Annotated in this window: 27 protein-coding genes; 2 read left to right on the top strand and 25 right to left on the bottom strand. The window is 48.5% G+C overall.

Annotated features, from left to right (window positions below):
* Window positions 1-24: 24 nt before the first annotated feature.
* The 16 genes from H6859_03370 to H6859_03295 form a co-directional block, all read right to left on the bottom strand.
* Window positions 25-1,176, bottom strand: coding sequence for a peptidoglycan DD-metalloendopeptidase family protein (locus H6859_03370; GenBank protein ID USO06246.1), 1,152 nt, complete (start codon window positions 1,174-1,176; stop codon window positions 25-27).
* Window positions 1,177-1,195: 19 nt separating this feature from the next.
* Window positions 1,196-1,651, bottom strand: a complete 456-nt coding sequence (locus H6859_03365) for a 23S rRNA (pseudouridine(1915)-N(3))-methyltransferase RlmH (GenBank protein ID USO06245.1) — start codon at window positions 1,649-1,651, stop codon at window positions 1,196-1,198.
* 17 nt (window positions 1,652-1,668) lie between these two features.
* Complete coding sequence (gene rsfS / locus H6859_03360) at window positions 1,669-2,067, bottom strand: ribosome silencing factor (protein USO06677.1); 399 nt, start codon at window positions 2,065-2,067, stop codon at window positions 1,669-1,671.
* Between the two features lie 258 nt (window positions 2,068-2,325).
* The gene (locus H6859_03355; GenBank protein ID USO06244.1) at window positions 2,326-2,970 is read right to left on the bottom strand and encodes a nicotinate-nicotinamide nucleotide adenylyltransferase; all 645 of its coding nucleotides are present in this window, start codon (window positions 2,968-2,970) and stop codon (window positions 2,326-2,328) included.
* An 18-nt stretch (window positions 2,971-2,988) separates the two neighbouring features.
* Window positions 2,989-4,266, bottom strand: coding sequence for a glutamate-5-semialdehyde dehydrogenase (locus H6859_03350; GenBank protein ID USO06243.1), 1,278 nt, complete (start codon window positions 4,264-4,266; stop codon window positions 2,989-2,991).
* A gap of 16 nt (window positions 4,267-4,282) precedes the next feature.
* A complete protein-coding gene (locus tag H6859_03345; protein USO06242.1) occupies window positions 4,283-4,771 on the bottom strand; it encodes a hypothetical protein in 489 nt (162 codons plus the stop codon).
* A gap of 12 nt (window positions 4,772-4,783) precedes the next feature.
* Window positions 4,784-5,506, bottom strand: a complete 723-nt coding sequence (locus tag H6859_03340; GenBank protein USO06241.1) for a hypothetical protein — start codon at window positions 5,504-5,506, stop codon at window positions 4,784-4,786.
* A gap of 12 nt (window positions 5,507-5,518) precedes the next feature.
* The gene (locus tag H6859_03335) at window positions 5,519-5,743 is read right to left on the bottom strand and encodes a F0F1 ATP synthase subunit C (protein USO06240.1); all 225 of its coding nucleotides are present in this window, start codon (window positions 5,741-5,743) and stop codon (window positions 5,519-5,521) included.
* A gap of 96 nt (window positions 5,744-5,839) precedes the next feature.
* Window positions 5,840-6,586 (bottom strand): F0F1 ATP synthase subunit A, encoded by a 747-nt coding sequence (locus H6859_03330; protein ID USO06239.1) that lies wholly within the window; start codon window positions 6,584-6,586, stop codon window positions 5,840-5,842.
* Window positions 6,587-6,591: 5 nt separating this feature from the next.
* Window positions 6,592-6,960: an AtpZ/AtpI family protein gene (locus tag H6859_03325; GenBank protein USO06238.1), complete on the bottom strand. Its 369-nt coding sequence runs from the start codon at window positions 6,958-6,960 to the stop codon at window positions 6,592-6,594.
* A gap of 10 nt (window positions 6,961-6,970) precedes the next feature.
* Window positions 6,971-10,438 carry a chromosome segregation protein SMC gene (gene smc / locus H6859_03320; protein ID USO06237.1) on the bottom strand — a complete coding sequence of 1,156 codons (3,468 nt, stop codon included), beginning with the start codon at window positions 10,436-10,438 and terminating at the stop codon, window positions 6,971-6,973.
* Window positions 10,435-11,319, bottom strand: coding sequence for a DsbA family protein (locus tag H6859_03315; protein ID USO06236.1), 885 nt, complete (start codon window positions 11,317-11,319; stop codon window positions 10,435-10,437). The genes smc and H6859_03315 overlap by 4 nt, the downstream gene beginning before the upstream one ends.
* Window positions 11,320-11,487: 168 nt before the next feature.
* On the bottom strand, window positions 11,488-12,228 hold the full coding sequence (locus H6859_03310; GenBank protein ID USO06235.1) for a hypothetical protein: 741 nt from the start codon (window positions 12,226-12,228) through the stop codon (window positions 11,488-11,490).
* A gap of 9 nt (window positions 12,229-12,237) precedes the next feature.
* Window positions 12,238-13,038 (bottom strand): inositol monophosphatase, encoded by an 801-nt coding sequence (locus tag H6859_03305; protein ID USO06234.1) that lies wholly within the window; start codon window positions 13,036-13,038, stop codon window positions 12,238-12,240.
* Window positions 13,038-13,604: an elongation factor P gene (gene efp, locus H6859_03300; protein ID USO06233.1), complete on the bottom strand. Its 567-nt coding sequence runs from the start codon at window positions 13,602-13,604 to the stop codon at window positions 13,038-13,040. Before efp ends, H6859_03305 begins: the two co-directional genes overlap by 1 nt.
* Window positions 13,601-14,068 (bottom strand): DUF721 domain-containing protein, encoded by a 468-nt coding sequence (locus H6859_03295; GenBank protein USO06232.1) that lies wholly within the window; start codon window positions 14,066-14,068, stop codon window positions 13,601-13,603. The genes efp and H6859_03295 overlap by 4 nt, the downstream gene beginning before the upstream one ends.
* Window positions 14,069-14,109: 41 nt before the next feature.
* On the opposite strand from H6859_03295, the gene mutY reads away from it, so the two are divergent.
* Together mutY and H6859_03285 are read left to right on the top strand one after the other, a co-directional pair.
* On the top strand, window positions 14,110-15,207 hold the full coding sequence (gene mutY / locus H6859_03290; GenBank protein ID USO06231.1) for an A/G-specific adenine glycosylase: 1,098 nt from the start codon (window positions 14,110-14,112) through the stop codon (window positions 15,205-15,207).
* Window positions 15,208-15,279: 72 nt separating this feature from the next.
* Window positions 15,280-16,191, top strand: coding sequence for a DUF4852 domain-containing protein (locus tag H6859_03285; GenBank protein USO06230.1), 912 nt, complete (start codon window positions 15,280-15,282; stop codon window positions 16,189-16,191).
* A 12-nt stretch (window positions 16,192-16,203) separates the two neighbouring features.
* On the opposite strand, the gene H6859_03280 is transcribed toward H6859_03285, so the two are convergent.
* The 9 genes from H6859_03280 to zupT form a co-directional block, all read right to left on the bottom strand.
* Window positions 16,204-17,316: a site-specific DNA-methyltransferase gene (locus tag H6859_03280; GenBank protein ID USO06229.1), complete on the bottom strand. Its 1,113-nt coding sequence runs from the start codon at window positions 17,314-17,316 to the stop codon at window positions 16,204-16,206.
* A gap of 120 nt (window positions 17,317-17,436) precedes the next feature.
* Window positions 17,437-18,078, bottom strand: a complete 642-nt coding sequence (locus tag H6859_03275) for a ribonuclease HII (GenBank protein ID USO06228.1) — start codon at window positions 18,076-18,078, stop codon at window positions 17,437-17,439.
* Between the two features lie 9 nt (window positions 18,079-18,087).
* Window positions 18,088-18,597 (bottom strand): hypothetical protein, encoded by a 510-nt coding sequence (locus H6859_03270; protein ID USO06227.1) that lies wholly within the window; start codon window positions 18,595-18,597, stop codon window positions 18,088-18,090.
* Between the two features lie 5 nt (window positions 18,598-18,602).
* Window positions 18,603-21,203, bottom strand: coding sequence for an aminopeptidase N (gene pepN / locus H6859_03265; GenBank protein ID USO06226.1), 2,601 nt, complete (start codon window positions 21,201-21,203; stop codon window positions 18,603-18,605).
* Between the two features lie 20 nt (window positions 21,204-21,223).
* Complete coding sequence (locus H6859_03260; GenBank protein ID USO06225.1) at window positions 21,224-22,381, bottom strand: glutamate 5-kinase; 1,158 nt, start codon at window positions 22,379-22,381, stop codon at window positions 21,224-21,226.
* Window positions 22,378-23,406, bottom strand: coding sequence for a GTPase ObgE (gene obgE / locus H6859_03255; protein ID USO06224.1), 1,029 nt, complete (start codon window positions 23,404-23,406; stop codon window positions 22,378-22,380). Before obgE ends, H6859_03260 begins: the two co-directional genes overlap by 4 nt.
* A 114-nt stretch (window positions 23,407-23,520) precedes the next feature.
* On the bottom strand, window positions 23,521-23,808 hold the full coding sequence (gene rpmA / locus H6859_03250) for a 50S ribosomal protein L27 (GenBank protein USO06223.1): 288 nt from the start codon (window positions 23,806-23,808) through the stop codon (window positions 23,521-23,523).
* Between the two features lie 36 nt (window positions 23,809-23,844).
* Window positions 23,845-24,147, bottom strand: coding sequence for a 50S ribosomal protein L21 (gene rplU / locus H6859_03245; GenBank protein USO06222.1), 303 nt, complete (start codon window positions 24,145-24,147; stop codon window positions 23,845-23,847).
* Window positions 24,148-24,257: 110 nt separating this feature from the next.
* Window positions 24,258-25,055: a zinc transporter ZupT gene (zupT, locus tag H6859_03240; protein USO06221.1), complete on the bottom strand. Its 798-nt coding sequence runs from the start codon at window positions 25,053-25,055 to the stop codon at window positions 24,258-24,260.
* Window positions 25,056-25,083: the final 28 nt, after the last annotated feature.

The following is a 25,083-nucleotide window of genomic DNA, read 5'->3' as shown; positions in this document are numbered from 1 at the left end:
CAAGAAACAGTGTCAGTATGCGCATCAGCTTAAATCTCCAAATTTTTTGGCCGGGTCCACGGCTTTGCCTTTATGGCGCAGCTCATAATACAAAACAGGTCTTTGACTGGTAGAACTTTTGTGAAGCACACCCAAAGGCTCGCCAGCTCCAACAGATTGTCCGACCACTGTATCAATATTTTCCAAACCTGCAATAAGACTATGCCATCCTTTTTGATGTTCAAGGATCACCATATTGCCATAATTTTTAAAATACCCGGCAAAACGGATAATTCCGCCCATTGGCGCAACAACCAAAGCCCCCGCGCGTCCTTCAATATCAAGCCCTTTGCTCGGTGCACCAAAATTATCTGGCTCATTATAGCCGGTCTTGATTATACCGGGCAGGGGCAGGCGTGGCTGCCCAGACTTTGGCGGCTCTTGTCTGACAATACGTTTTTTATTGGCTTGCGCTACTTCCTGTCCTCGTGCGCGGTCAGCATCCAAACGGCTAACAAGATCGGCAAGATTTTTCGCTTGTGCAGAAATCTTTGCAACCTTTTTCTGCTGCGCAGCAATATCATTGCGCGTACTGGCATAAAGCCGGGTACGCTTTTTAACCATTGCATTCAGTTCGCGCTGCTGCGCCTCCAGCTTTTTTGAAGACTCAACCATAGCGGCGCGTTTAGCCTGCAAATCCTCTGATACACTTTGCAGATTCTCAAGCGTTACTTTCAGATCTGTTGCCTGCTTGTTCAGGGCCGGTAAAATCTCTTCCAGCAACATCGCGCTTTGCGCAGTTTTGAGTGGCGCTTCGGGACGCACAATAAGCGCTTCTGGCGGCAAGCGGCGAATTCGCTCCAGCGCCAAAATAAGCCGTGAAATCGACCCGCGATCATTTTGTAATTTTTCTGAAAGAGATTTTTCTTCCTTTTCCAGATCCGCAATTTTCAAATCCAGATTTTGCAGTTCTTTCTCATTTTTCTGAATCGCCTTGGCCGTTTTGACCAGAGAATTTTTAGTCGCGTTCAAATCTTTTTCTATCGTCTTAAGATCAGCTTCCAGCGCTTTTTTGTTGGCCTTTGTATTTTTCAGCTTGGTGTCTAGGTTTTCTTTCTTCGGCGGAACTGGGGCATCTTGAGCCTGCACCATCGCAGCAGGCATAAACAGAAACAATAAAACTAGAAACAGGCGCATAGAACTTAGGTCTCAAAATTTAATCCCGATGATAGGGATGTTTTTTCAAAATTTGTTGGCTCCTGTAAATCTGCTCTAAAAGCATCACGCGTGCAAGCATATGCGGCCATGTTTGGCGGCCAAAGCTGAGGAGAAAATCGGCACGCGCGCGAATCGTATCATTCAAACCATCCGCACCGCCCAAAATACACTGCACTTGCGCGTGGCTTTCATTTTGCAACATCTCAAATTTTGCCGCAATCTCACGCGATGGCATGGTCTTGCCGCGTTCATCCAATGCAATGACAAAACAATCCGGCTTAATACGCGCCAAAATCTGAACGCATTCATCGCTGTGAATTTTTTTCTGCTCTTTATAACGGGATTCAATCTCGTGAACGTGTACATTCCAATCCATCCGCTTCAGATAATCCTGAAACAGATCCGCATGCGCACCTTTTTTCATACGCCCACAGGCGAGAATTTCAATATTCATGAAATATATACTAAGCGTTATGCGTGTAACGGATCTCTGACAACTTCGAAGGGCTGGAAATTCCCCCACATTTTTTCGATATTGTAAAAATTGCGGACCTCAGGCCTGAACAGATGAATGATCACATCCCCTGCATCAATAGCAACCCAGTCCGATCGATCCTTGCCTTCCACACCAACGCTCTTAATACCGTTGAGCGCCAGTCGCTTAAGAATTTTATCTGTCAGCGCACTCACATGACGTGACGACGTTCCTGATGCAATGATCATATAATCAGCCAATCCGGTTTGTTCATCCAGTTTAATGCTGACAATATCTTCGGCCTTATCTGCATCTAACGACTGCTCGATAAGGCTTTTCAGTTCACTAGGGGTTAAGCGTCCTTTGGAACCGTGATGCGGATCATGGGTTAAAATGGCCGAGGCCTCCTTCCTTGCTTTATATTAGTTTCTACGAACATAAAAAAAGCTGAACGCAAAGGCCCAGCGGGTGCTGTGCACATACAGGCACAAGATCTGTGGTCCACAACGTACTCACAACGCCGCCCAATGAGATTATGCTGCATTGAACCCCCATCGGTTTGATCTGCTACTGCCGTCACATTTAGACCACATACTATCATTATAGGCCGTTTAGCCCTGCGCGGCAACAATCATCCTTGTCGCAGTGCACGTTTAATCGGCCGTTTTTGTTGCTTTATTATTATTTTTCAAAGCATTATGACGAATTTCAGTCGAAGATATATTGACCATTTTTTTCTGCATCATCCAGTAGGATATGCCCGAATCGAGCGGATAAGCACTGCCATGATCAATGACCATGTGTTTTTGATGTCCATACATTCGGTACGGACACCCGGAAACCAAGGAACGCGCCGGGCTGCGCGTCAGATGTAGCATCGGAATTTCATCGAGCAATTCACGCCAGTAATGCCATTTATGTAAGGAGAGCGCATTATCCATTCCGCTGATCCAGACAAACTGTGCACACGGATAACGGCGTTTAAGCTTGCGAATGGAGTGATAGGTAATCGACGTACCCAGATCCTTTTCAATGTCGGAAACAAGAATTTTCGGATGATCAACAAGCTTCTGACATAAAGCAATACGCTTAGCCAGAGGAAGAGCTTTAACGTCCTTAATCGGGTTTTGCGGACTGACCAGCCACCACACCGCATCAAGCTGCAACCCCTTAAGCGCCGCCAGGGAAATATGCACATGGCCTGCATGTGGCGGATTAAACGACCCGCCCAGCAAACCCACGCGCATATTCTTCCAGCGCGGTGAATTCAGTAAATGCGGCTTTGAAAAGACAGACATAATGGCCAGTGTGGCTCGTCAGGGCCGGGTTTGTCCAGTGCCGTGTACCAGATATTTGTAAGTGCATAGCTGCTCAAGCCCTACAGGCCCGCGCGCATGCATTTTACCTGTCGCAATGCCGATTTCCGCGCCAAAACCGTATTCGCCGCCATCAGCGAACTGTGTTGAGGTATTATGCATGACGCTGCCGCTATCGACATTCTTAAAGAAATATGCCGCTGTCTCTTCATCCTGTGTCAAAATACTGTCCGTATGATGCGATCCGTAAGTATTGATATGGTTTACAGCTTCTTCGATTCCGCCCACAACGGCGCAACTGATTTTCTTATCCAGATATTCCATTCCCCAATCATGCGCTGAAGCTACGCCAATTCGACTATCCAAGGCCTGAGCCATCTTGTCGCCAACAATTTCGCAGCCTTCATCCAGAAGTTTTGAAAGCACGGCTTTTGCAATTTCCGGATCAAGTTTCTGGTCAAGCAGCAACGTTTCCGCGGCATTGCACAGGCCCGTACGGCGCAGCTTCGAATTACGCGTGACTTCAACAGCAATTTGCGGATCGGCGTCTTTGTGAATATAGACATGGCAAATACCGTCCAGATGACTGAATACCGGCATGCGGGCATGGTTTTGAACGCGCTCAATAAGCCCTTTGCCTCCACGCGGTATCATGACGTCGATATATTGATCAGCCGCCAGCATGGCATCAACCGCCGCGCGATCAGGAACCGGAATCATGCCCACTGCGCCTTCCGGCAATCTATGTTCTTTTAGTGTTTCCTGAATGAGGCGGTGCAACGCCAGCGAGCTATGCAAACTTTCCGAACCACCACGCAAGATGACCGCATTACGAGATTTTAAACACAGCGCCGCCGCATCAATGGCTACATTCGGCCTGGATTCATAAATCATCCCCAATACACCAATCGGCACTACAACGCGCTGAATTTTAAGACCGTTTGGGCGCTCGGTCTCCCACAAAACACGGTTTACAGGGTCCGGCAAATTCGCAACCGTCTCAACACCTGCGGCCATGCCTTCAATCCGCTCCTCATTCAAAGCAAGCCGATCAAGCAGGGCAGGGGAAAGTCCTTTTTGTTCTCCAGCAGCCAAATCCTTGGCGTTACCTTCCAAAAGAATCGGAACATTGTCCCGCAACTTCACAGCTAAAGCGTTCAAAATTGCGTTGATGTTGGATTCGCTCGTTTGAACAAGAATGCGGCTGGCCTCTTTGGCCTGCATCCCCAATGTGTGCACAGTTTCCTGTGGGGATTGCTGGAAAAGGGCTTCGGACATAGGCAGGCCTCAAGAATTAATGGAGATTTTTACCAACATTTTTGATCGCTTGCGCCACCAGCTTTTCGTTGGCTTTTTTGTCAAGCTTATCGGAGATAATCTCCCTGGTCGCTGCAATTGCCAGAGAAGAGGCATACTCAAGAATCTCAGCCTGCGCATTTTGCTTCATACGCTCAAGACGTTCCTGTAACTGTTTTTCACGCCGTGCAATCACCTCATCCAGATCGTCTTCCGCTTTTTTCTGAATTTGCTTGGCTTGCTTTTGTGCGTTGGCGATAATATTTTCAGCATCTTTGACCGCATCTTTATGCTTGCGCTGATACTGCGCCAACATCTCCTGAGCCTCAACGCGCAAATTCTCCGCTGTTTTGATTTCCTCACGGATACTCGCAATACGCTGATCCAGCATGGAAAGCAGGGCATTTTTACCGAATCTAAAAATCAGCCCTGCAAAAATAATGAAAGAACATAGAAGCCAAATACTAGGATCTTCGAGAAATGTCATTACCTTTGTCCTTTACGCTGCTTTTTTGTCAATGTTCTTAACCAGAGACTTTGCCTGATCGATGTCCGTAGATATGCCGACGATTTTCTCTGCTGCCAGACTGGCAATTTCTGCTGCAACTGCGTACATGTCGGCCATCGCATCGGTTTTGGCTTTTTCGATTTGTTTTTCAGTCTCTGTGTTTTCTTTGTTTGCGCGCTCTCTAAGCTCATCGAGCTTTTTATTTGTTGTGGTCTTTATATCTTCCTCAGCTCTTTCAAACAGTTCGGAGGCTTTCTTGCGCGCACCATCGAGAATTTCATCATAGGCCTGATGAACGTCTTCCGCTTCTTCTTTTAAGCTTTGCGCACTATCAAGATCTTCTTGAATTTGCATACGACGAGCTTCCAAAGTGCCAGAGATTTCCGGCAAAATCTTCCGTGATAAAATCACATACAGACATAGGAAAGTTACTGCGAGCCAAAAAATCTGGCTGGGAAACCACGTAGGGTCCATTTGCGGCAAACCTGATGAAGCATGATGTGCCACATCCACATGCTCACCAGCATGTTCGCCTACATGTATAGCCGCTTCACCACGCTTATCGACAGCATGCACAGCCCCATCTTCCACGATATAATCAGGCGCAGAAGAATCCTTGCCAATAAATTCTTCACTATCGGCAGCAAAAGCCTCACTGGCCCATAAGAGGGCCATAGAGGCTTGTGCACCAAATTTTAAAAAAGTGGTATTCATACCATCTCCGTCTTACTTGAAGAGGATCAGCAAAGACACACCAAGAGCGAAAATAGCCAGCGCTTCTGTCAAAGCGAAGAACAGCAGATATTTACCGCCAAGGATTTCATCAGACTTAGGGTTGCGGGCGATCGCATCATTGTAAGAGGCGAAAATCAGGCCCAGACCAATACCAACACCCAGCAAAGGGATAAGGGCAATCGCAGCACCAATCAGTTTTGCAGCTTCTACTTCCATTGTTAATAACCTTCCTTTTTAGTTTAAATGGTTGTTAAAGTTGAATTCGTAAATTCTTTCCCGTTATTTGCAGCATTTGCAGCGCATCCTACAGTTTTAGTGATGAAGATCAACCGTATCTTTTAAATAAATACAGCTCAAAATCGCAAAAATGTAGGCTTGCAATACAGCCACGAGAAGCTCAAGAGAATATAGCGCGACGTTAAAGAACATCGGAATTAAACCGGCAATCAGCCCAATGCCGCCAAGTCCAAGCATCATCGTGCTGAAACCGGCAAATACTTTCAGCATCAGGTGTCCGGCCATCATGTTGGCAAACAAACGTAAGGACAAGGTTGCAGGACGGATTAAGAAAGACAGCACTTCAATCGGCACGATGAGAAGCTGCATGACAAACGGTACGCCTGGCGGGGTAAACAAAGTCAAAAATTTCAGGCCATGATTGAAAAATCCAAAGGCCGTAACGATCAAAAAGATCATCAGCGCCAAAACGCCCGTCACAATAATATGGCTGGTGTATGTAAAAGAGTAGGGAAGAAGCCCCAAAACATTGCCCATCAGCACGATAATAAAGACGGTGAAAATCAGCGGGAAATATTGCCGTCCGTGTGAGCCGACATTATCGCGCACCATGCCGGCGACAAATTCATACAGCATTTCTGAAAAAGCCTGCATACGGCTTGGAACGATCGCCTGCTTGCGCATCGCCAACATCAAAAACGAAGACGATACAAACGCGCCAATGGCCATCCAGAGGGCTGAATTTGTAAAAGACAAATCAAAACCTGAAACCTCAAAAGGGATAATGGGGGTAATCACAAACTGATGAATAGGATCGGCCACGGCGCTTACTCTTCTGTTCTCTCGTTGCTATTGGCGTTTGGCGCTTTATTATCGTCTTTTTCATCGCGATGCAACTGCGAATATCCCACGCCCATACCTAAATTTTTGGATACACGGAAAATGGACAGAAAACCCGCGCACGTGCCCAGTAAAAACAAGGAGATAAGGAAAAGCGGCGCCGTCCCTAGCCACTGGTCGATGAAATAGCCCAAAATGGCGGATAACATAACGGAAGCTACAAATTCATAGCCCGCCTGCATGGCCATTTTGCTGTTTTGCGCTTTTCTGATTCGCGAAAGCTCTTCTGCGTCCGGGTCTTTACCGTGTTTAGCCTCACGAATTTTCTTTTCTAAATCTTTCAGGTCAGAATTCATGCTCGCGGTTTTAAGCTGCCTCCTCAAGGAAGTCAAAACTTTGCTGCAAATCCACGGAGACAAGCTGCGAGACGCCGCGCTCAGCCATTGTCACGCCGTACAGCCGGTGCATTCGCGCCATCGTCAGACGGTGGTGGGTAATCACCAGAAAACGCGTTTCGCCGCGCTCGGCGATCTCTTCAAGCAAATCACACACGCGATCAACATTGGCATCATCCAGCGGCGCATCAATTTCGTCCAAAACGCAAATCGGCGAGGGGTTGGTCAAAAACATCGCAAAGATCAGCGCAATCGAGGCCATTGTTTGTTCGCCACCTGATAGTAGAGACAGGGATTGCAGTGCTTTACCCGGCGGCTGGGCAAAAATCTCAAGACCCGAATTGAGAGGATCATCCGATTCAACCAGCGCCAGATGTGCCTGACCACCACCAAACAGCCTTACAAACAACCCCTGGAAATGCGCGTTTACATGCTCGAAAGCTGCCAATAAACGCTCTCGCGCCTCGACGTTGATTTTCTGAATGCCGCTGCGCAGCTCTTCAATTGCCTGCACCAGATCATTACGCTCATGGATTAGCCCACCGGCCTCTTTCTCGAGTTCCGCCGCTTCTTCCTCGGCCCGCAAATTCACTGCGCCGATATTATCCCGCTCGCGGATCAGGTTTTCTTTCTTGCCTTTCAACGAATCCAGATCTCCCAGATTCTTATCCATATCAATCGCCGAATGCTCTGGCAGTTCTTCGGGTTTCATATCGAATTTTTCCTCAATGCTCAGGCTCATCGCGCCGCGCTGTTCCTGCATCGAAGACATCAGCGCCTGGGCATGTGCCCGTGCTTCCCGTGCTTCACCCAAAACGCCTTCCGCTTCTTTCAATGCCTTGGCCGTTTCGGCAACTTCATTCTCTACGCGTGCCAGTTTGTCTGCGGCATCACCTCGCTTATCCTCCAACTCTGAAATCATATTCAGCAATTTGGCTCTATCCTCTTCGAAGTCATCTGGACGAGAATCAAGGCTTTCGAGCTTGCCAGACAGAGCCTGGGTCCGTTCATTCAGCTCTTTAATTCGCTCCCGCGCACGAATAGCGCGGTTTTGTAGATGCAGCCGCTCGTCACCAATTGCCTGCATCCGGGCGTTGCGTGTACTTCGCTCTTGCACATAAATGTCGTAAGCGCGCACCGCTTCGCCATGAGCTTGCCGGGCCTCTTGCAGTGTCTCGCGTAAGGCTTCAAGCTTCTGTTCTTTATTCTCTTCATCGGCACTTTCATACGCCGTCAGTTCCTTGGCATCACTCTCCAGCGCGCTTTCCAACTCGTCGATCTCCTGCGCTGTCACCGCAATCACATCCTCCAGCCGCAGGATTTCACTCTGCATGCGGGCATGCTCTTCACGCAAAGATGACCACTCATTACGAACTTCATTCAGGCCGGCCTCACAAGCACGCATCGCGCTTTGCGTTTTTTGCAGCTTTTCACGCAAGCTCACGCGCTGGCCTTGTGCCGATTCCAGGGCTTTCTCCGCCACTGCCACATCTTTTTCAATTTGTGGTCGCTTCTTAATCAGGCTCTCAAGCTTGTTTTGCTGCTCAAGCTGTTGTGCATGACGATCAGGCGCAGATGATTTTACGCAATATCCATCCCAGCGCCAATAAGTCCCGTCCTTGGAGACCAGCGCCTGACCGGGCTTGAGCGATTCCCACAAAGCATCGCCGTCCTTGGCCGTTTCCACCACGCCAATCTGCGACAGCGCGATATTCAAAACTTTCGGTGCCTTCACATGCGGGCGCAATTCATCCGCACCTTTTGGTAAGGCGGGCAGGGCGGCTGTGCTTTTCACCGGCAGCCAGGTACTTGAAGCTTTTTCATCCAGTGACGCCATCAAGCTGTCGCCTAGCGCCCGCGATAATGCCTTTTCAAAACCCTGCGCCGCCGAAACATCTTGCAGCACAGGCGCAAAATCACCTTCATCTTCTAATTTAAGAACACTATACAACACACTGATTTCAGTATCAAATTCAGCTTTCTTATTCTTTGCCGTATTGAGCGCCTCTTGTGCCCGGTCAATATCGCCTGCCACAGTTTCCAGATCTGTCTCCAGCGTCTCAATTTTCTGGTCGTAATCTTCTTTTGCCTTTTCCTGATCCGTAATCTCTTTTTCAAAATTCCGGCCCTTGGCAGGCTGCGCATTGCGCACCCCTTTCAAATCGCTTTGCGCTTGATCACGCCGTGCCTCCAGCGTCTCTTTACGCCGTGTATTGCTTTCAATCCGCTGCGTCAACGCGTTTTTTCGTGCCTTGGCTTCGGCTGTGCCCTGCATCAAGGCGTTATAGCGCTCTTCCAGCTCCAGGACTTTAGCTTCCAGCATCGCCCGCGCGGCATCTTTTTCTTCCAGCTTGCTATCCTCGGACTTCTGCTCAGCCGCAATCGCGCTATGCTCCACCTCCAGCTTTTCAAGCAGGCCGCTGCTTTCCTCTAGTGAGGCCTCTTCGTGGCCCTTGTCGGTTTGCGCTTGCTCCAACTGCTCTTTGGTTTCCTCAATCAATTGATCAATTCGGCCGCTTTCATCTTCCAGCCGTTGCAGGGCAAGCTTTTGCGTTTGCAATCCAGCCGCAATCTCTGCTTCAGCCTGACGCAACGCCGGCAAATCTTCCGATTGCGTACCTTGCGTTTTGGTCAGCGCACTGACCACGCTTAAACGTGCCACCACCTGGCTTTCCGCCTCTTCAAAGCTCCGGCGCGTGGCGCTCATCCGCTCATCCAGCCTTTGCCACTCCATCCAGGCGATCAGAATTTCCATCTGACGGATTTGCGTTGAAACATTGCGGTAACGTGTAGCCTGCCGGGCCTGACGTTTCAATGCGCCCAGCCGCCCCTCCATACTCCCTAAAATATCTTCAATGCGGATAAGGTTTGTATCGGCAGCTTTAAGCCGCAGCTCAGCTTCATGTCGGCGGGCAAATAGTCCCGAAATTCCAGCGGATTCTTCCAAAACCAGCCGCCGTTCCAGCGGCTTTGCATTGATAATCTGTGTGATCCGTCCTTGCGAGACCATCGCCGGGGAATTTGCTCCGGTCACTGTATCGGCAAACAACATCTGCACATCACGGGCTCGTACGTTCTTGCCGTTAATTTTATAGTTAGACCCGCGGTCACGCTCAATCCGGCGTACAACTTCGATCTCATCGGCGCCGTTATAGGCCGCCGGCGCCACGCGCGAGGAATTATCCAGCAGGAGAGAAACATCGGCGATATTGCGCGCTGAACGTTTCGATGTGCCGTTAAAAATCACATCTTCCATCCCATCGCCGCGCATGCGCCGCGCAGAATTTTCTCCCATCACCCAGCGCAACGCTTCAACGAGATTAGACTTTCCACAACCATTCGGGCCAACCACGCCATTAAGGCCCGGACCAATATCAAGTTCGGTCCGGTCAACAAACGACTTAAAGCCGTTAATACGCAGTCGCTTGAATTGAATCATTCGCCCTCATTCGTGGGTTCGGGAGAAGCTCCTCCATGAATTTCGGTCACAGCATCTTTGATGGCTTTATCAAAAGCATCATAGGGCCGTGCGCCACTGAGCACCACCTGATTATCGATCACAAAGCTCGGGGTGGAACTGATATCCCACTGTTTTTGTACAGCCTGCATGCGTTTCAAAATGCTGTCCTGCAGCTCTTGATTTTGCACACAAGCGGCAAAAGTAGCTTTGTCTATGCCATATGCCTCCGCCTTGCTTTCGAGGAGGCTGAGATAATTATTTTCTCCAGCCCAATCTTTCTGCGTCTCAAACAGTTCCCCGATAAATTCAAAATACTTTTGATTATCAGCAATGCACCGCGCCGCCATCGTTGCGTGCAGAGCAGGCGCGTTCAACGGAAAGTCTGAGAACACAAGATAAGCCTCGCCCGTATCAAGATAGGCGGCTTTTAGCTCTTTAAAGGTTTCAGTGTGAAATTTCCCGCAATGCCCGCAGGTTAGCGAACTATGTTCGGTAATTTTGATCGGTGCAGACGGATCGCCCAAAACCCGTTCTTTCTTCGCCGCCGCCAAATCAAACGCTGGCGAAGACGTTTCAAGGTTTTCGGAGACCTCCACTTCTATATCGTCTGCGACAACCTCTTCGGCATCATCTATAGCCATGCCATCTTCGCTATAGGCCTGCTCAATTTCATCGATTTCAGATTCTTCAATGTTGGCCTTTGGCGCTTCGGGAATTTCAATAGGACCTAAGGACATCCCATAGGCAATGGCGAGGAATAAAAACAATATCCCCACACCAATGAAAATCTTCGTATCGGACGACTTCGCAGTCGCACCTTTATCTTTCTTTTTATCCGTTTTAGAAGTCTTGTCAGCCATTGGTCACGGTCCTTTATAAAGGTGTTGTTCACATAATGCATCTGATCGTCAGATGTCATAGCAGCCTTTGTTTTTGAAATGCAACTAAAATTCCCACTCTAAAGCCCATGATGTCAATGTTTCTGCGGGATCAAGGGGGGATTATCCACAAGTGATAGGGAAGAGGTTTCAATATCGGGAGATACTCAGAACAGCAGCATTTTCCTGTTCGCCGTGCACAGCACCAAGAGGACGAAGAAAAATACGTGTTTCTTGAATGCCCTTATCCATCAGCAGGGCTTCAATTACCAACGCGCGCGCAAGAGCAGTCCGTCGTGCTCCGCTTTCGACATTATTTGCGCTACTGGCGTAAGAGCGAATTTCAAGAGTTGCATCATCATATTTTTGTAAACGGATCAACACCTGTTGTAAGACGATGCGTTTCTGTACGTCGCTCAATTCAGTTTTATAAGCTTCAAATGGCAGAACAATTTCAAAAGCCTTATCATTACTCATTGAGCTTAAATCTTTGAGTGTTGTAGCTGGCTTAGAATGTGTCTGCACCACGTTGGCTTCTGGTTGAGGCACAACATCTGAGGTATCTCCGTCAATCGCGCGTAAAATATCCTGAGCGGTTTGTATAACAAGTTTACCTTCATCAATTTGCGAATTCGGCTGGCGAATAAAACCGGAATGTTGGGGTTTGTGCTGAGGTAAAGGGGCCACCACCCGCGCCAGTGGTTCTGACACTTTGGTAACAGGCTCTGATCGGGCAGGGACCTCATCAGGCACAGCCTGCTCAAACATTGGCGGTGGGCTATAGTTTTCCAGTGTCTCAAAATTAATCTCGACATTGCCTTCTTGTGCAAAAGCGAAAAGCGGTGAAGCCAAAGTCATGAAAAACAGGAAAAAAACCAGTCTAAACACCATTCTGCGGCCTCACGCAGCGCTTTTCAGCACCTTTTTGATGTCACTAAAGATGCCTTCATTAGACGCCAGAATATTACCGGTCTCCAGGGGATTGGCTTTATGATCATCCAATTCCGCAATAAAACCTCCGGCTTCCTTGACGATCAACATACCAGCTGCCACATCCCAGGGCTGGAGTTTGCGTTCCCAAAAGGCTTCATAACGTCCAGCGGCAACATAAGCCAGATCCAGCGCCGCAGCGCCAAAACGCCGCAAACCGGGGGAAACATTTAGCGCAGCGGCATATTCCCTTAAAAAACGCTCCTGATCAACAACAGCGCGGCGCGGCGCTCCAGTTGCGATAGTAGCACGCATCATGTCCTGACGCCCGGAAACCCGCAGGCGTTTATTACGGTGAATAAACGCCCCGCCATTTTTTTCGGCTGTGAACATCTCATCTTTTACCGGATCATAAATCAAACCGTGCGTCAACTCGCCTTTAGCTTCTAATGCAATCGAAATACACCAGTGCGGAATGCCGTGCAGGAAGTTCGTTGTTCCGTCCAGAGGATCGACAATCCATCGAAAATCAGGATTAGAGCCAGCGCGTTCACCGCTTTCTTCCATCAGGAAGCCATAAGTCGGCTGGCCTTTTTTCAGCTCTTCATAAATCAGTTCTTCGGCGCGTTTATCAGCAGCGCTGACAAAATCACCGGGGCCTTTCTGCGAAACCTGAAGCTGCTCAACTTCGCCAAAATCACGGATCAATGATCGCGCGGCTTTTTCCGCCGCCTTGATCATCACATTGAGAATAGGGGACGTAACAGCCATCAATCCTTCGCCCGCTCGACATAGGTGCCGTCTTCACTCTTCACCACAATCCGCGTACCCGATTCAATATGCGGCGGCACCATCACTTTTTCGCCATTGGCCAAAATAGCCGGTTTATAAGATGTCGTAGCGGTTTGACCTTTCACAACAGGCTCGGCCTCGACAATCTCAACCGTAACTGTGTCGGGCAATTTAACGCTCAGCGGCTCACCTTCAAAAGTTTCGATCTCAACAATCATCCCCTCAACCAGATACGCCGCACTCTGTCCGATCAGTTCTTTGTTAATAACAATCTGTTCAAAAGTCTCTTGGTGCATAAAGGTATAATCCTCACCATCGGCAAACAGGAATTGATAATTGTCCTGCTCCAGGCGTACGCGTTCAACAGTTTCTTGTGTCCGAAAACGCACGTTATCCTTGCTGCCGCTGCGAATATCGCGCAGTTCAACTTGCGCCACCGACGCGCCCTTGCCGGGCTGCTGAATGTCATTTTTTACTACGGCCCAAAGCTTGCCGTTGTAATCGATCACGTTCCCGGATCGTAGTGTAATAGCGTTAACCTTCATGCTTTTTCATCCATTATGATTGATTGACCCAGATGCTCGAGGCGGGCTTTCATATCCTCATCCTCAATATTCAACAACACATCGGATAAAGTCTTTTTTTCGGCGGGCGTCAAGGGGGCTTTTGGTTTTTTGAACGTTTTCGTCTGCGTATTAGACGCAACATTGACAAATTTAATCGCCGTAATCCAGCGCTCGCCAAAAATCTGATTGATCCGTTCTAAAATAAGGTCTTTTTGATAATGAAGCAATGTCGCATCCGCGCTATTGGCCGCAATTTCCAGCGTGGCATCAGGTTTTTTCTGTCCCTTCTTCTTGCGATAATGAATTTTAACCGGCTGCCCCTTATCGGCAAGCTTCTCTCCGACAATATCGCGCCAGTTATTTACAATCCTCCCCAGCGCAATATATTTACGCTCAAAGCTCTTTCCCGCGATTTTAGCCGTAGCCTCTGACAGGGGGCGCATGCTATTCAAACTCTCTACTTTATTGTGAAGCCGGAACGACCATGACAGTGACCATAGCAAACAGCAAACTTTCCGTAAATGATATTGAAAAAGTTCGGGGACAATTGCTGGATTGGTATGATGCTCATGCTCGCGATATTCCATGGCGAGCTAAAGCAGGGCAGGCACCCGATCCCTATCATGTCTGGTTATCCGAAATTATGTGCCAGCAAACCACCGTACAGGCGGTTAAGGCGTATTATCTGAAATTTCTTGAATTATGGCCAAGCGTACAAGATCTTGCCGCCGCCGATCAGGATGATGTAATGGCCGCATGGGCAGGTCTTGGCTATTACGCTCGCGCACGTAACCTGCATAAATGCGCCAAAGTTGTAGTGAATGAATTGGGTGGCGTATTTCCATCTAGGCAGGAGCAACTCAAAAAACTCCCAGGCATAGGGGACTACACCAGCGCCGCGATCGCTGCCATTGCCTTCAACCAGCCCACCACTGTCATGGACGGTAATGTTGAACGCATCATCGCTCGTTTTTTTGCTGTACGCGAACCATTACCAAAAGCAAAACCACAGTTAAAAGCGCTTGTACATCAATTCTATGACGATTTTACTGTACGTCCCGGCGATTTGGCGCAAAGCTTTATGGATTTGGGGGCGGGTATTTGCATCCCCAAAATCCCGCGCTGCGGCCTCTGCCCTCTACAAGGGGCTTGTCAGGCGCATCGGCAAGGCATCGCCGCCGAGCTACCTGCAAAAATCAAAGCCAAAACCCGCCCGCAAAAATACGGCAATATCTACTGGATCAGCAACGATCAAGGGCAGGTTCTGTTTCATCAGCGCCAAGAAAAAGGGCTGCTTGGAGGTATGCTGGGCTTGCCTACCTCTAATTGGAAGGCGGACAATACCACCCTCACACACCCAGAGTATATCAATACACCAACTCCCTTACATATTCAGGTTCAGCACACATTCACGCATTTCGATCTGAAACTCGATTTATTCAAAGCAACGCTAAAAGCGAAACTGCCCATCAAAGATATAAAATTGTGCTGGTTATGCCCGATGAGTGCAGGAAACAAACTGCCCAGCGTATTTAAAAAGGCGCACAAGATACTGGTGTCGCCCAATAAACAAAAACCTTGAAGTTGCGAGTTAACGCTAACCCCAGTATAATTAAACAATGAGGATGCGCATAAACAGAAAGTGAATGGGGTAATGTTTAAAAAGATAGGGGTGTGGATTGGTGTTATTATAGTAGGTGTTATGGCGTCTGTTTCCTACGCTCAAGAAAGTCCTGAACAAGGGCCGGTCATATATGAATCCCCCACAATTAAAAACCTTTCTCAGCTCTACTGGTCATTATCAAAATTCAAGCCGGACGAGAATGGCAAAATTGATGACATATACATTGATAATTTCTTATTTATTAATGAGTGTAGCCTGTATCAAGAATTCTCAGATAATGAATTTGAATGGGTAAACATAAGAGAATCTGCCAGAAATTTTCTTGAAGAGAATAAATCTGGATTCCCTCTGAGATTTGAATACACCCAGCCGCTGCGGCTAGCAGAATACGATCTTGAGAGTCAGACATTCGATGTATGGGAACCCTATAAAATTAATGGAATTCGGCGTTTTGAAATTTTAGCAGAAGACCTGTTTGAGGATATTTGTAATCAGCCGGCTAAATATGCAATTGAGGGTTATCCAAAGGGCCTGTTTGCAGAAATGAACCGGCCCTTTACTCTGGAAACTATTAAAACACCGCCTGAAATAGCAGAAACATATATCAAGGAAAAAATGCGAGGGGTCACCGTTACTCCAAGAAGAAAAGAAGAAAAATATAATTTAAGGGATGCGTACCTAGTGATGAAAATAAGGTTTTTTTCATATCAGGAAGAGGTGAGAAGTATAGATTATGTGAAATTAACAAAGGTCCTGGCTGTATTGGAAGGCTATGAAATTTATGGTGATCAGAATAAAGCCATGCTTTTATTTTCAGAAAATTTTAAGCGTAGGAAAAAACACTCGAACATGGAAGAAGAGTTGAAAAAACGCTACCAGGAACGCCTCAAAAAGCAGATGGAGAAAAAGAAAAAAGGCTTGTTGAGAAAAAAAAGCGAGTAGCAGGGCACCTTTCTAAGTCGCCTTTTCTGCTCGTATTTGCTCGCGCAAATGATCAATCGGCTTCACGCTCTTACCATCTGTATAATGCCAGAATGTCCAGCCGTTGCATGAAGGTGCATCCTGCACAGCCGCTCCCACCTTATGTATAGAGCCGCGCATGCTCTCAATGCGGTTCATTGCCACCACAGAGCCGTCAGCGTGAATTTTCACGCTATGGCGTTTCTTGGCATCGGTCAGGATTGTGCCGGGCTTGAGTAATCCGCGCTCAACCAACGTCCCAAACGGTACGCGCGGGGCTTCACGTCTGGTTTGAATGTTCAGAACATTATCCTCGAGCGGCTTAATTGCGTCAATCCGCGTCTGTGCGTGGTTTGCATAGTCCTGCTCTCGTTCTAAGCCAATAAAATTCCGCCCTAAAACCTTAGCCACCGCGCCTGTCGTGCCTGTGCCAAAGAACGGGTCTAAAATGGTATCCCCCTGTTTCGTTGATGCCATCAATACACGGTAAAGCAGACTCTCCGGCTTTTGTGTTGGGTGCGCTTTTTTGCCGTCTTCACCTTTCAGCCGTTCCCCGCCAGTGCACAGCGGCAAATACCAGTCACTACGCATTTGCAAATCTTCATTAAGATTTTTCATCATCTCGTAGTTAAACGTGTATTTCGAAGCTTTGGACTTGCCCGCCCAGATCAAGGTCTCGTGCGCATTGGTAAAGCGGCGCCCACGAAAATTCGGCATCGGGTTGGATTTGCGCCAGATAATATCGTTCAGCACCCAAAATCCAAGGTCCTGCAAAATCGTTCCAAGCCGAAAAATATTATGATAGCTGCCGATCACCCAGATTGAGCCGTCAGGCTTAATCAGATCTCGCGCCGCCCCCATCCATTGGCGGGTAAAGTCATCATAATGTTGCAAAGATTCATATTGATCCCAGTCATTATCAACCGCATCAACTTTTGAATTATTAGGCCGGTGCAAATCGCCGCCAAGCTGCAAATTATAGGGCGGATCAGCAAACACGCAATCAACGCTCTCTTGGGGTATGGACTTCATAATCTCGACACAATTTCCGACATGGATCTGGTTAATGCTGGAATCCAGAGTGCTTTTGCGCTTTTGCTTCGCCATGAAATACCTTCCTTGTGGATAAGTTGAGAAGGCACCATGAGTCAAAAGCGATTCGCCGTCAAGATAAAAAATGGATTCACATAATAGAATCAGGACTCTAACGGAGAGTCTTAAACGACTCTATGCCGCAGAATTTAAGAGCTTTCGAGTCGATCCGTGTGCGATAAAATTTTTCACCGGCCCGAAAGATTTACGGTGATGCTGCGTAATGCCATGAGCATCAATCCCTGCCAGATGCGCTTTGGACGGATAACCGACATTGCTGTCCCAGCCATAATGCGGATGCTCTTTATGCAGGGCGCGCATAATCCTGTCACGCGTTACCTTGGCGACAATCGAGGCTGCCGCAATCGATACGGATTTGCTATCACCTTTTACCACCGCGGTAGCCAGGCAGGGCAGGTTGGCCGGAAGCTTGTTCCCGTCCACCAGTGCACGAATATAGTTCTGTCCTGTCTTCAACAATGCATCTTCCATCGCTTGCAGGCTCGCCTGCAAAATATTGATTTCATCAATCTCCGCCGGTGATTTTTCTGCCACCGCCCAGACAAAACGCGCGGTAATCTGGTCATGTAACGCCGCAAGTTTCTTTTCCGATAACTTTTTGCTATCACGAATTTCACAGACAAAGGGCAGAGCCCGCAGCTCATCAGGAATATAAACACAAGCTGCAACCACCGGCCCGGCTAAAGGTCCGCGTCCAACTTCGTCCAGTCCGCACACCGGACCGTCAAATTTCCGCTCAAGACTAAAATCAGGCATAGATTCACCTTAAATAAACGGATCGTATGACCACTGCAGTAAAGCTTGGCGCTGTCGTGGACGGCAATCCAGGTTCCCAGGCTCGCAGTTGGCTCTGATTTGAGAGGCATGGCGCGCAAACGCTTTCCAGCGCTTGATTTGCCAGCTATCAATCTCGGGCATCCTGCGCCCTAAATAATATCGACAATACCACTGAAACCAGCCGCGTACGTCTGGCGGGGCAATCCAGCCCTTTTGTTGCCAGACTTGCAAAGGCTGACGGCTCTTGATTTTAAAACAATTCAGAGACGCATCCGCTCGTTCACTGATTTTTGCATTCTCAAACCAGTCATCGGGGAATTCATCCCGGCAATCATTACAATATTTTCCTTCAAATACGCCCAGTTCAAGCATTTCTTTGGGCGTAAAATGCGGCTTAAAAGCCGGATCAAAATTTTTACCCATTGGTGCATCCAGCCGGTAGCTGTAACCGCTTTGCATTTTGTCATTGACGGTAATTTTATCGCCAACCTTGTACATCAGGCTCAGCCCTTTAGACTTTTGCTGGCGATTTCATAAACATCTGGAGAAAGATCTTTCGTTCCCACAATCCGCTCCAGACAGCTACGCATTTTGGTCTGACGATCCTCCGTATAGCGCCTCCATTCCCGCATCGGCGTCAGCAGCCGCGCCGCGATTTGTGGATTAATCGTGTTCAACTCCAAAATCTCATCACACAAAAAGCCATATCCTGATCCATCCACAGCATGAAAACCGATCGGGTTATTCATCGCAAAGGCCGCATAGAGTGACCGAACTCTATTAGGATTTTTTATATTAAAATCAGAATGTTGTTTAAGTTTATTAAGATTTTGAATAATATCTTTGCGGACCGCCCCAGCCTGCAACGCAAAGTACTTATCCACAACCAGTGGATAAGCCTTAAACCGCGCATAAAAATCATCAAACGCCTCATCACGCTCAGCGTTTTGATTATCCGCCAGCCGAGCCAGCGCTGCCACCCGGTCGGTCATATTATCAGCCGTCTCATAATGCGCCTTGGCCAGCCTTGCGCATCCCGTTCCGTTCGTCGCGCTCAGCAGGCCGAGAACAACATTACGCAGCGCCCGGCGGCCCATTGCCTCAGGCGAAAGCGAAAACGCGTCCGCACTTCGGTTTGCTTTATACAGCTTTTCCAGCTGCGGCTTATAATTCCGTTTAATTGCGGCCAGTAAAGCCTGACGCGCCTTATGAATGCCGTCCGGATCAATCACCGCACGCTGCTGTCCGATCAAGCCGACCGAGGGCACGCTTAACGCCCGCGCCATCAACGCTTTATCAGCCACCGGGTCCAGAGCATCCTCAATCAACGCGCCAATCGTATCCATAAATTTCGGACAAATCTCCTTGCTGTCCCCATCAATCATCTGGTCCAGCATTCGCAAAATCAGCGCTTGCCCCGCCTCCCAGCGGTTAAACCCGTCACTGTCATGGAGCATCAGAAAAGTCAAATCAGCATTGGAAAGTTCGTTCTCAAGACGTACAGGCGCAGAAAACCCACGCAAAATCGATGGCACCGGGGCTTGTCCAACATCTTCAATAACAAAGCGCTGTTGTCCGTCACGCAAATCTAAAACCTGCGTTTCAATTAAATCCTGACCATTGTCACCCAATAAGCCAATCGCCACCGGAATATGCATCGGTTTTTTATTGTTTTGCCCCGGCGTATCGGGAATTTCCTGCGTTAATTCTATACTATATGTCTTGTTTTTCGGGTTATATTCACCTTTGAAGGCAATTTTCGGCGTTCCGGCTTGCGAATACCATAGCTTAAATTGCGATAAATCAATTCTGCTTGCCTCTTCCATACAGGCAACAAAATCATCGCAGGTCACCGCTTGCCCATCATGGCGCGAGAAATACAAATCCGTACCCTTACGATAATTCTCCGCCCCCAAAATCATCCGCAGCATGCGGATGACCTCGGCCCCTTTTTCATACACGGTCATCGTGTAGAAGTTATTGATTTCAATGTAATTATCCGGCCGGATTGGATGGGCGAGGGGACCGGCATCCTCAGAAAACTGCAAACGCCGCAGATGCGTTACATCGTCAATCCGCTGCACGGCTCGTGAATTCATGTCCGCCGAAAATTCCTGATCCCGAAAAACCGTCAGCCCTTCTTTGAGTGACAACTGGAACCAGTCCCGGCAAGTCACGCGGTTCCCGCTCCAATTGTGGAAATATTCATGCGCAATTACACTTTCCACGCGGCTGAAATCCTGATCCGTCGCTGTTTCCTGCGCCGCCAGCACAAGGGCCGTGTTAAAGATATTCAGCGACGTATTCTCCATCGCTCCCATATTAAAATCGTTCACAGCGACAATGTTGAACATATCCAGCTCATATTCCAGCCCGTACGTATCCTCATCCCATTTCATGGACTTCTTTAAGGACTCCATTGCATGCCCGCATTGGTCCTCATCACCCGGTCGCACATAGATATAAAGCTCAACAGCGCGGCCGGACTTCGTGGTGTACGTGTCCTGAATATGCGTCAAATCCCCCGCGACCAGCGCAAACAGGTAACAAGGCTTGGGGAAAGGGTCGTGCCACACCGCATAATGCCGCCCGCCGTCAGAATCACCATGATCAACCCGGTTGCCGTTTGACAACAAAACCGGGTAATGTGCCTTGCTGGCTTCAACACGTACAGTGAAAACCGTTAAAACATCAGGGCGGTCTGGATAATAGGTAATCGTTCGAAACCCTTCGGCCTCACATTGTGTACAATAAGTATCCCCGGACTTATACAGCCCCTCCAGCCGCGTATTGTCTTCCGGGTGAATTCGCGTCGTAATCTCCAGCGTGAAGTCTTTCAAACCCGGGCAGGGCAGGGTAAGCCCCGTATCATCCTTGTGATAATTCGCAAGCTTTTCACCATTCAGGCTGATATTCATCAGTTCCAGATGCTCGCCATTCAGAAACATATCCTCGCGGCAATGATCGGGCGTCGAGACCTGCATCACGGATTTAACAACGCAATACCCGTCATGAATGTCAAAATTCAGCTCAATGGCCTCAATTTTGTAGGGATAGGGCTTATAATCTTTAAGATAAATCGTTTTCGGTGTGTCTGTTCTCATGCCTAGAGCATGGCATGACCTTATGCGTCCTGCAAGACCATATCATTGCGGTGGATGAGTTCGCTGCGCCCGGCATAGCCCAGAATAGAAGGGATTTCATCGCTGCTTTTGCCGATAATTTTCTGTGCGTCATCGGAAGAATAGGCCGATAAGCCCATCCCCAGACGATCACCGTTGGAATGCTTGATTTCAATCACATCGCCGCGCTCAAAATGCCCTTCAAGCGCCATAACTCCAACCGGAAGCAGGCTTTTCCCATTTTTGAGCGCTTTTGAGGCCCCTTTATCGAGAACATAGGTGCCTTTTGGTCTTAAATGGGCGCTCATCCAGCGTTTTTTCGCTGTTTTAGTGCTTTTTTGTGCTAAAAACACCGTCGTGCGTGTCTTAAAGTCCTCAAAAACATCCCGTAAGACATGTTTTTCAAGCCCGTCAGCAATAATCAAATGAATACCCGTGCTAGTCGCCGCCTGCGCCGCTTCCACCTTGCTCTTCATCCCCCCGGTGCTCAGCCCCGGAACAGCATCTCCGGCCATTTTCACATGTTCGGTAGTAATCTTTTCAACCAAGGGAATATGCACGGCCTCCGGATTATGCCCCGGATGGTCGGTATAAAGCCCGTCAGTAGTCGACAACAATAACACCGAATCGGCATCGATCATCTGCGCCACACGCGCCGCCAGCCGGTCATTATCGCCAAAGCGGATCTCTCCTGTCGAAATCGTGTCATTTTCGTTGATCACCGGCACAATCCCCTGCGCCATGAGTGCGCCCAGCGTGGCGCGGGCGTTCAAATGCATTCGCCAGTTCTCGGTTTCCGACATAGTTAGCAAAACTTGAGCCAGTTCCAGCCCCTGATGCGCAAAGCTCTGGTGATAGGCATGGAAAAGATGATATTGCCCGACAGCCGAGGCCGCCTGCTTCTTTTCCAACGGAATTGCCGCCGGCGGCGTATTCATATCGATATGCAAGGCTTTACGCCCCAGCGCCACTGCGCCGGAGGTCACAATCACCACCTGTATCCCGCGCTCACGCAGGGACTTTACATCCTCGGCCAGCGCATCCAGCCAGTCTTGACGCACGCCGCTCCCGTCGCTCTGCGTCACCAAAGCCGTACCAATTTTGATGACCAGTATCTGACAGATCTTGAGAATATCAACTGTACGTGTCTTGGAGCTCACGGTGCAAACTCCTCATCCTGGGGCAGAGCGCTTGTTTTTACCTTTTTTATGGCCTTATCCAAAGCATACACAACCTCGGAAACGCCCTGACCGGAAACGCCTGACATTTTATACACAGGCTTATCCACAACCGCGCGCAAAGCCTTAGCCTGCTCCTCAGCCAGTTCATCTCCCAGCGCATCAACCTTATTCAAAACAATAATTTCTTCTTTTTTATCAATATAATGTCCGTATTCTTTCAACTCATTTCTTATGGTGGTGTACGCCTCAGCGACATCATCTTGTGTGCAATCAATCAGGTACAAAATCACATTGGTTCGTTCAATATGGCCAAGAAAACGATCCCCGAGACCATGGCCTTCGTGCGCACCCTCAATCAAACCGGGAATATCAGCAATCACAATCTCCTGTTCACCGGCTTTGACCACGCCAAGATTAGGATGTAGCGTCGTAAATGGATAATCCGCAATCTTCGGCTTGGCATTCGAACACGCCGCCAAAAATGTAGATTTTCCGGCATTCGGCAGGCCCACCAGCCCCGCATCGGCAATCAGCTTCAACCGTAGCCAAACTGCCGCCTCTTGCCCCGGCCAGCCAGGCGTCGATTTACGCGGTGCCTGATTGGTTGCGCTTTTGTAATGCGCATTGCCAAAACCGCCATCGCCGCCTTTAAGGAATAACTGGCGCTCTCCGGCTTTCGTGAAATCGGCTAGCACCGTCTCTTTGTCCTCGTCCAAGATCTGCGTTCCGACAGGAACTTTTACAATACAATCCTCTCCGTGCGCACCAGTGCGGTTCGCGCCTTTACCGTTTTCACCGGGCCGCGCCCGAAAATGCTGCTGATAACGAAAATCAATCAGTGTATTGAGTGTATCAACAACCTCAAACACCACATCGCCGCCTTTGCCGCCATTACCGCCATCCGGACCGCCAAATTCCACATATTTCTCACGCCGAAAGCTCACACAGCCTGGTCCGCCGTGTCCGCTTTGGAGATAGATCTTTGCTTCATCAAGAAATTTCATTGTCTGGATATTAGAATGTTGGAGATTGGAATGTTAGAAAAATCGCCAAAAAAGAAAAAGGATGACTGGAATATTTCCAATCATCCAATATTCCAGCTATTCCAATATTCTAAATTATTCTGCTGCTTGCTGGTTTGCGGCTGTATCGTTAGCTGGAACAACATTCACAACCGGCCGATCGCTTTTGCTGCGTGTGAACAACACCTCACCATCAACCAGAGAGAAAATCGTGTGGTCTTTACCCAGACCGACATTTTTACCCGGCTTGTACTTCGTACCGCGCTGACGCACAAGGATGTTACCTGCAAGCACATCTTCACCGGCATATTTCTTAACACCAAGACGGCGCCCTGCTGAATCCCGGCCGTTTCTGGAACTCCCGCCTGCTTTTTTATGTGCCATGCTTTAATCTCCTTAAAAATGTTTTTTCAAAAGGCCTTAGGCCGCTTTAATGTCCGTAATTTGCAGCAATGTCAGATTTTGACGATGCCCTTTTTTACGGCGGTAATTTTGACGACGTTTCTTTTTAAAAATCGTGATTTTCGGGGCGCGCTTTTGCTCCAAAACCTTGGCCACAACTTTCGCGCCTTTAACCAAAGGTGCGCCAATTTTACCATCTACGAACAGGACTTCATCAAAATCAACAGATTTACCGGCTTCAACGTCCAGCTTCTCTACCTCAATTTTGTCATCTTTTTGGACTTTATACTGCTTCCCACCGGTGCGAATAACTGCAAACATGTCTTATCTCACTTCAAATTCGTATTGAGGGGCTCAAGCCCGCTTTCTTGTACATTATGCTCGAAGCCACGAAATATACACATCCGGCAATAGGTGTCAAGAAAATGATGCTATTTAAACAAAATCAGGCTCAGCGCAATGCTGGCCATGCCAATAACCATACCGTAAACCGCGTCATGTCCACTTGAGTAACGCTTTGCAGTCGGCAAAAGCTCATCCAGAGACAAAAACACCATCGCCCCGGCAATCACCCCAAAAACGCTTCCAAACACGAAAGGGGTAAGGAAAGGAGCCAGTACCAAATACCCGGCCAATGCCCCAATAGGCTCGGCCACAGAGGAAAGTAAACATGCCAACAGAGTCAGTTTTTTATCACCGGTTGCGTAATATACGGGAATAGCGATCGAAACTCCCTCAGGAATATTGTGAATAGCAATCGCAAAAGCCAGAGAAGCCCCAACCACCGGGTCTTCCAGCGTCGCAAAGAACGTTGCCATGCCTTCCGGGAAATTGTGAACTGTAATAGCCAAAGCTGCCAACAATCCCACACGCTTCAGGTGGGACTTACTTTCATCATGCGGTGCAGTCAGCTTATTGTGCGGGTTAGGAACAAGCCGGTCAATTAACATTAAAAGTACCACCCCGCCAAAAAACGCCAGTGTTGCAGAAGTGTATGCTTCTTTTTCCGGCAAAATCTCCCCAAAAGACTGATAAGATTTCCAAAAAATCTCAACCAAAGAAATATAAACCATCGCCCCACCGGCAAATGCCAAGCCAAAAGCCAGCATCCGGGGATTGGACTCCCGTGCTTTTATGATAGAAAAACCGCCCAGCATCGTTGCCGCCGCTGCCGCAACGCATATACCAAGAGCTGTGAGAACAGGGGGAGATAAAAGATCGTAAGCCATGAGAGGTATATACGCTGTAGGGAAAGGG

The sequence above is a fragment of the Rhodospirillales bacterium genome (assembly GCA_023898785.1).
GTDB lineage: Bacteria > Pseudomonadota > Alphaproteobacteria > Micavibrionales > Micavibrionaceae > TMED27.
Note: the sequence above shows the minus strand (reverse complement) of the source record. Positions and strands in the feature narration are given on the sequence as shown.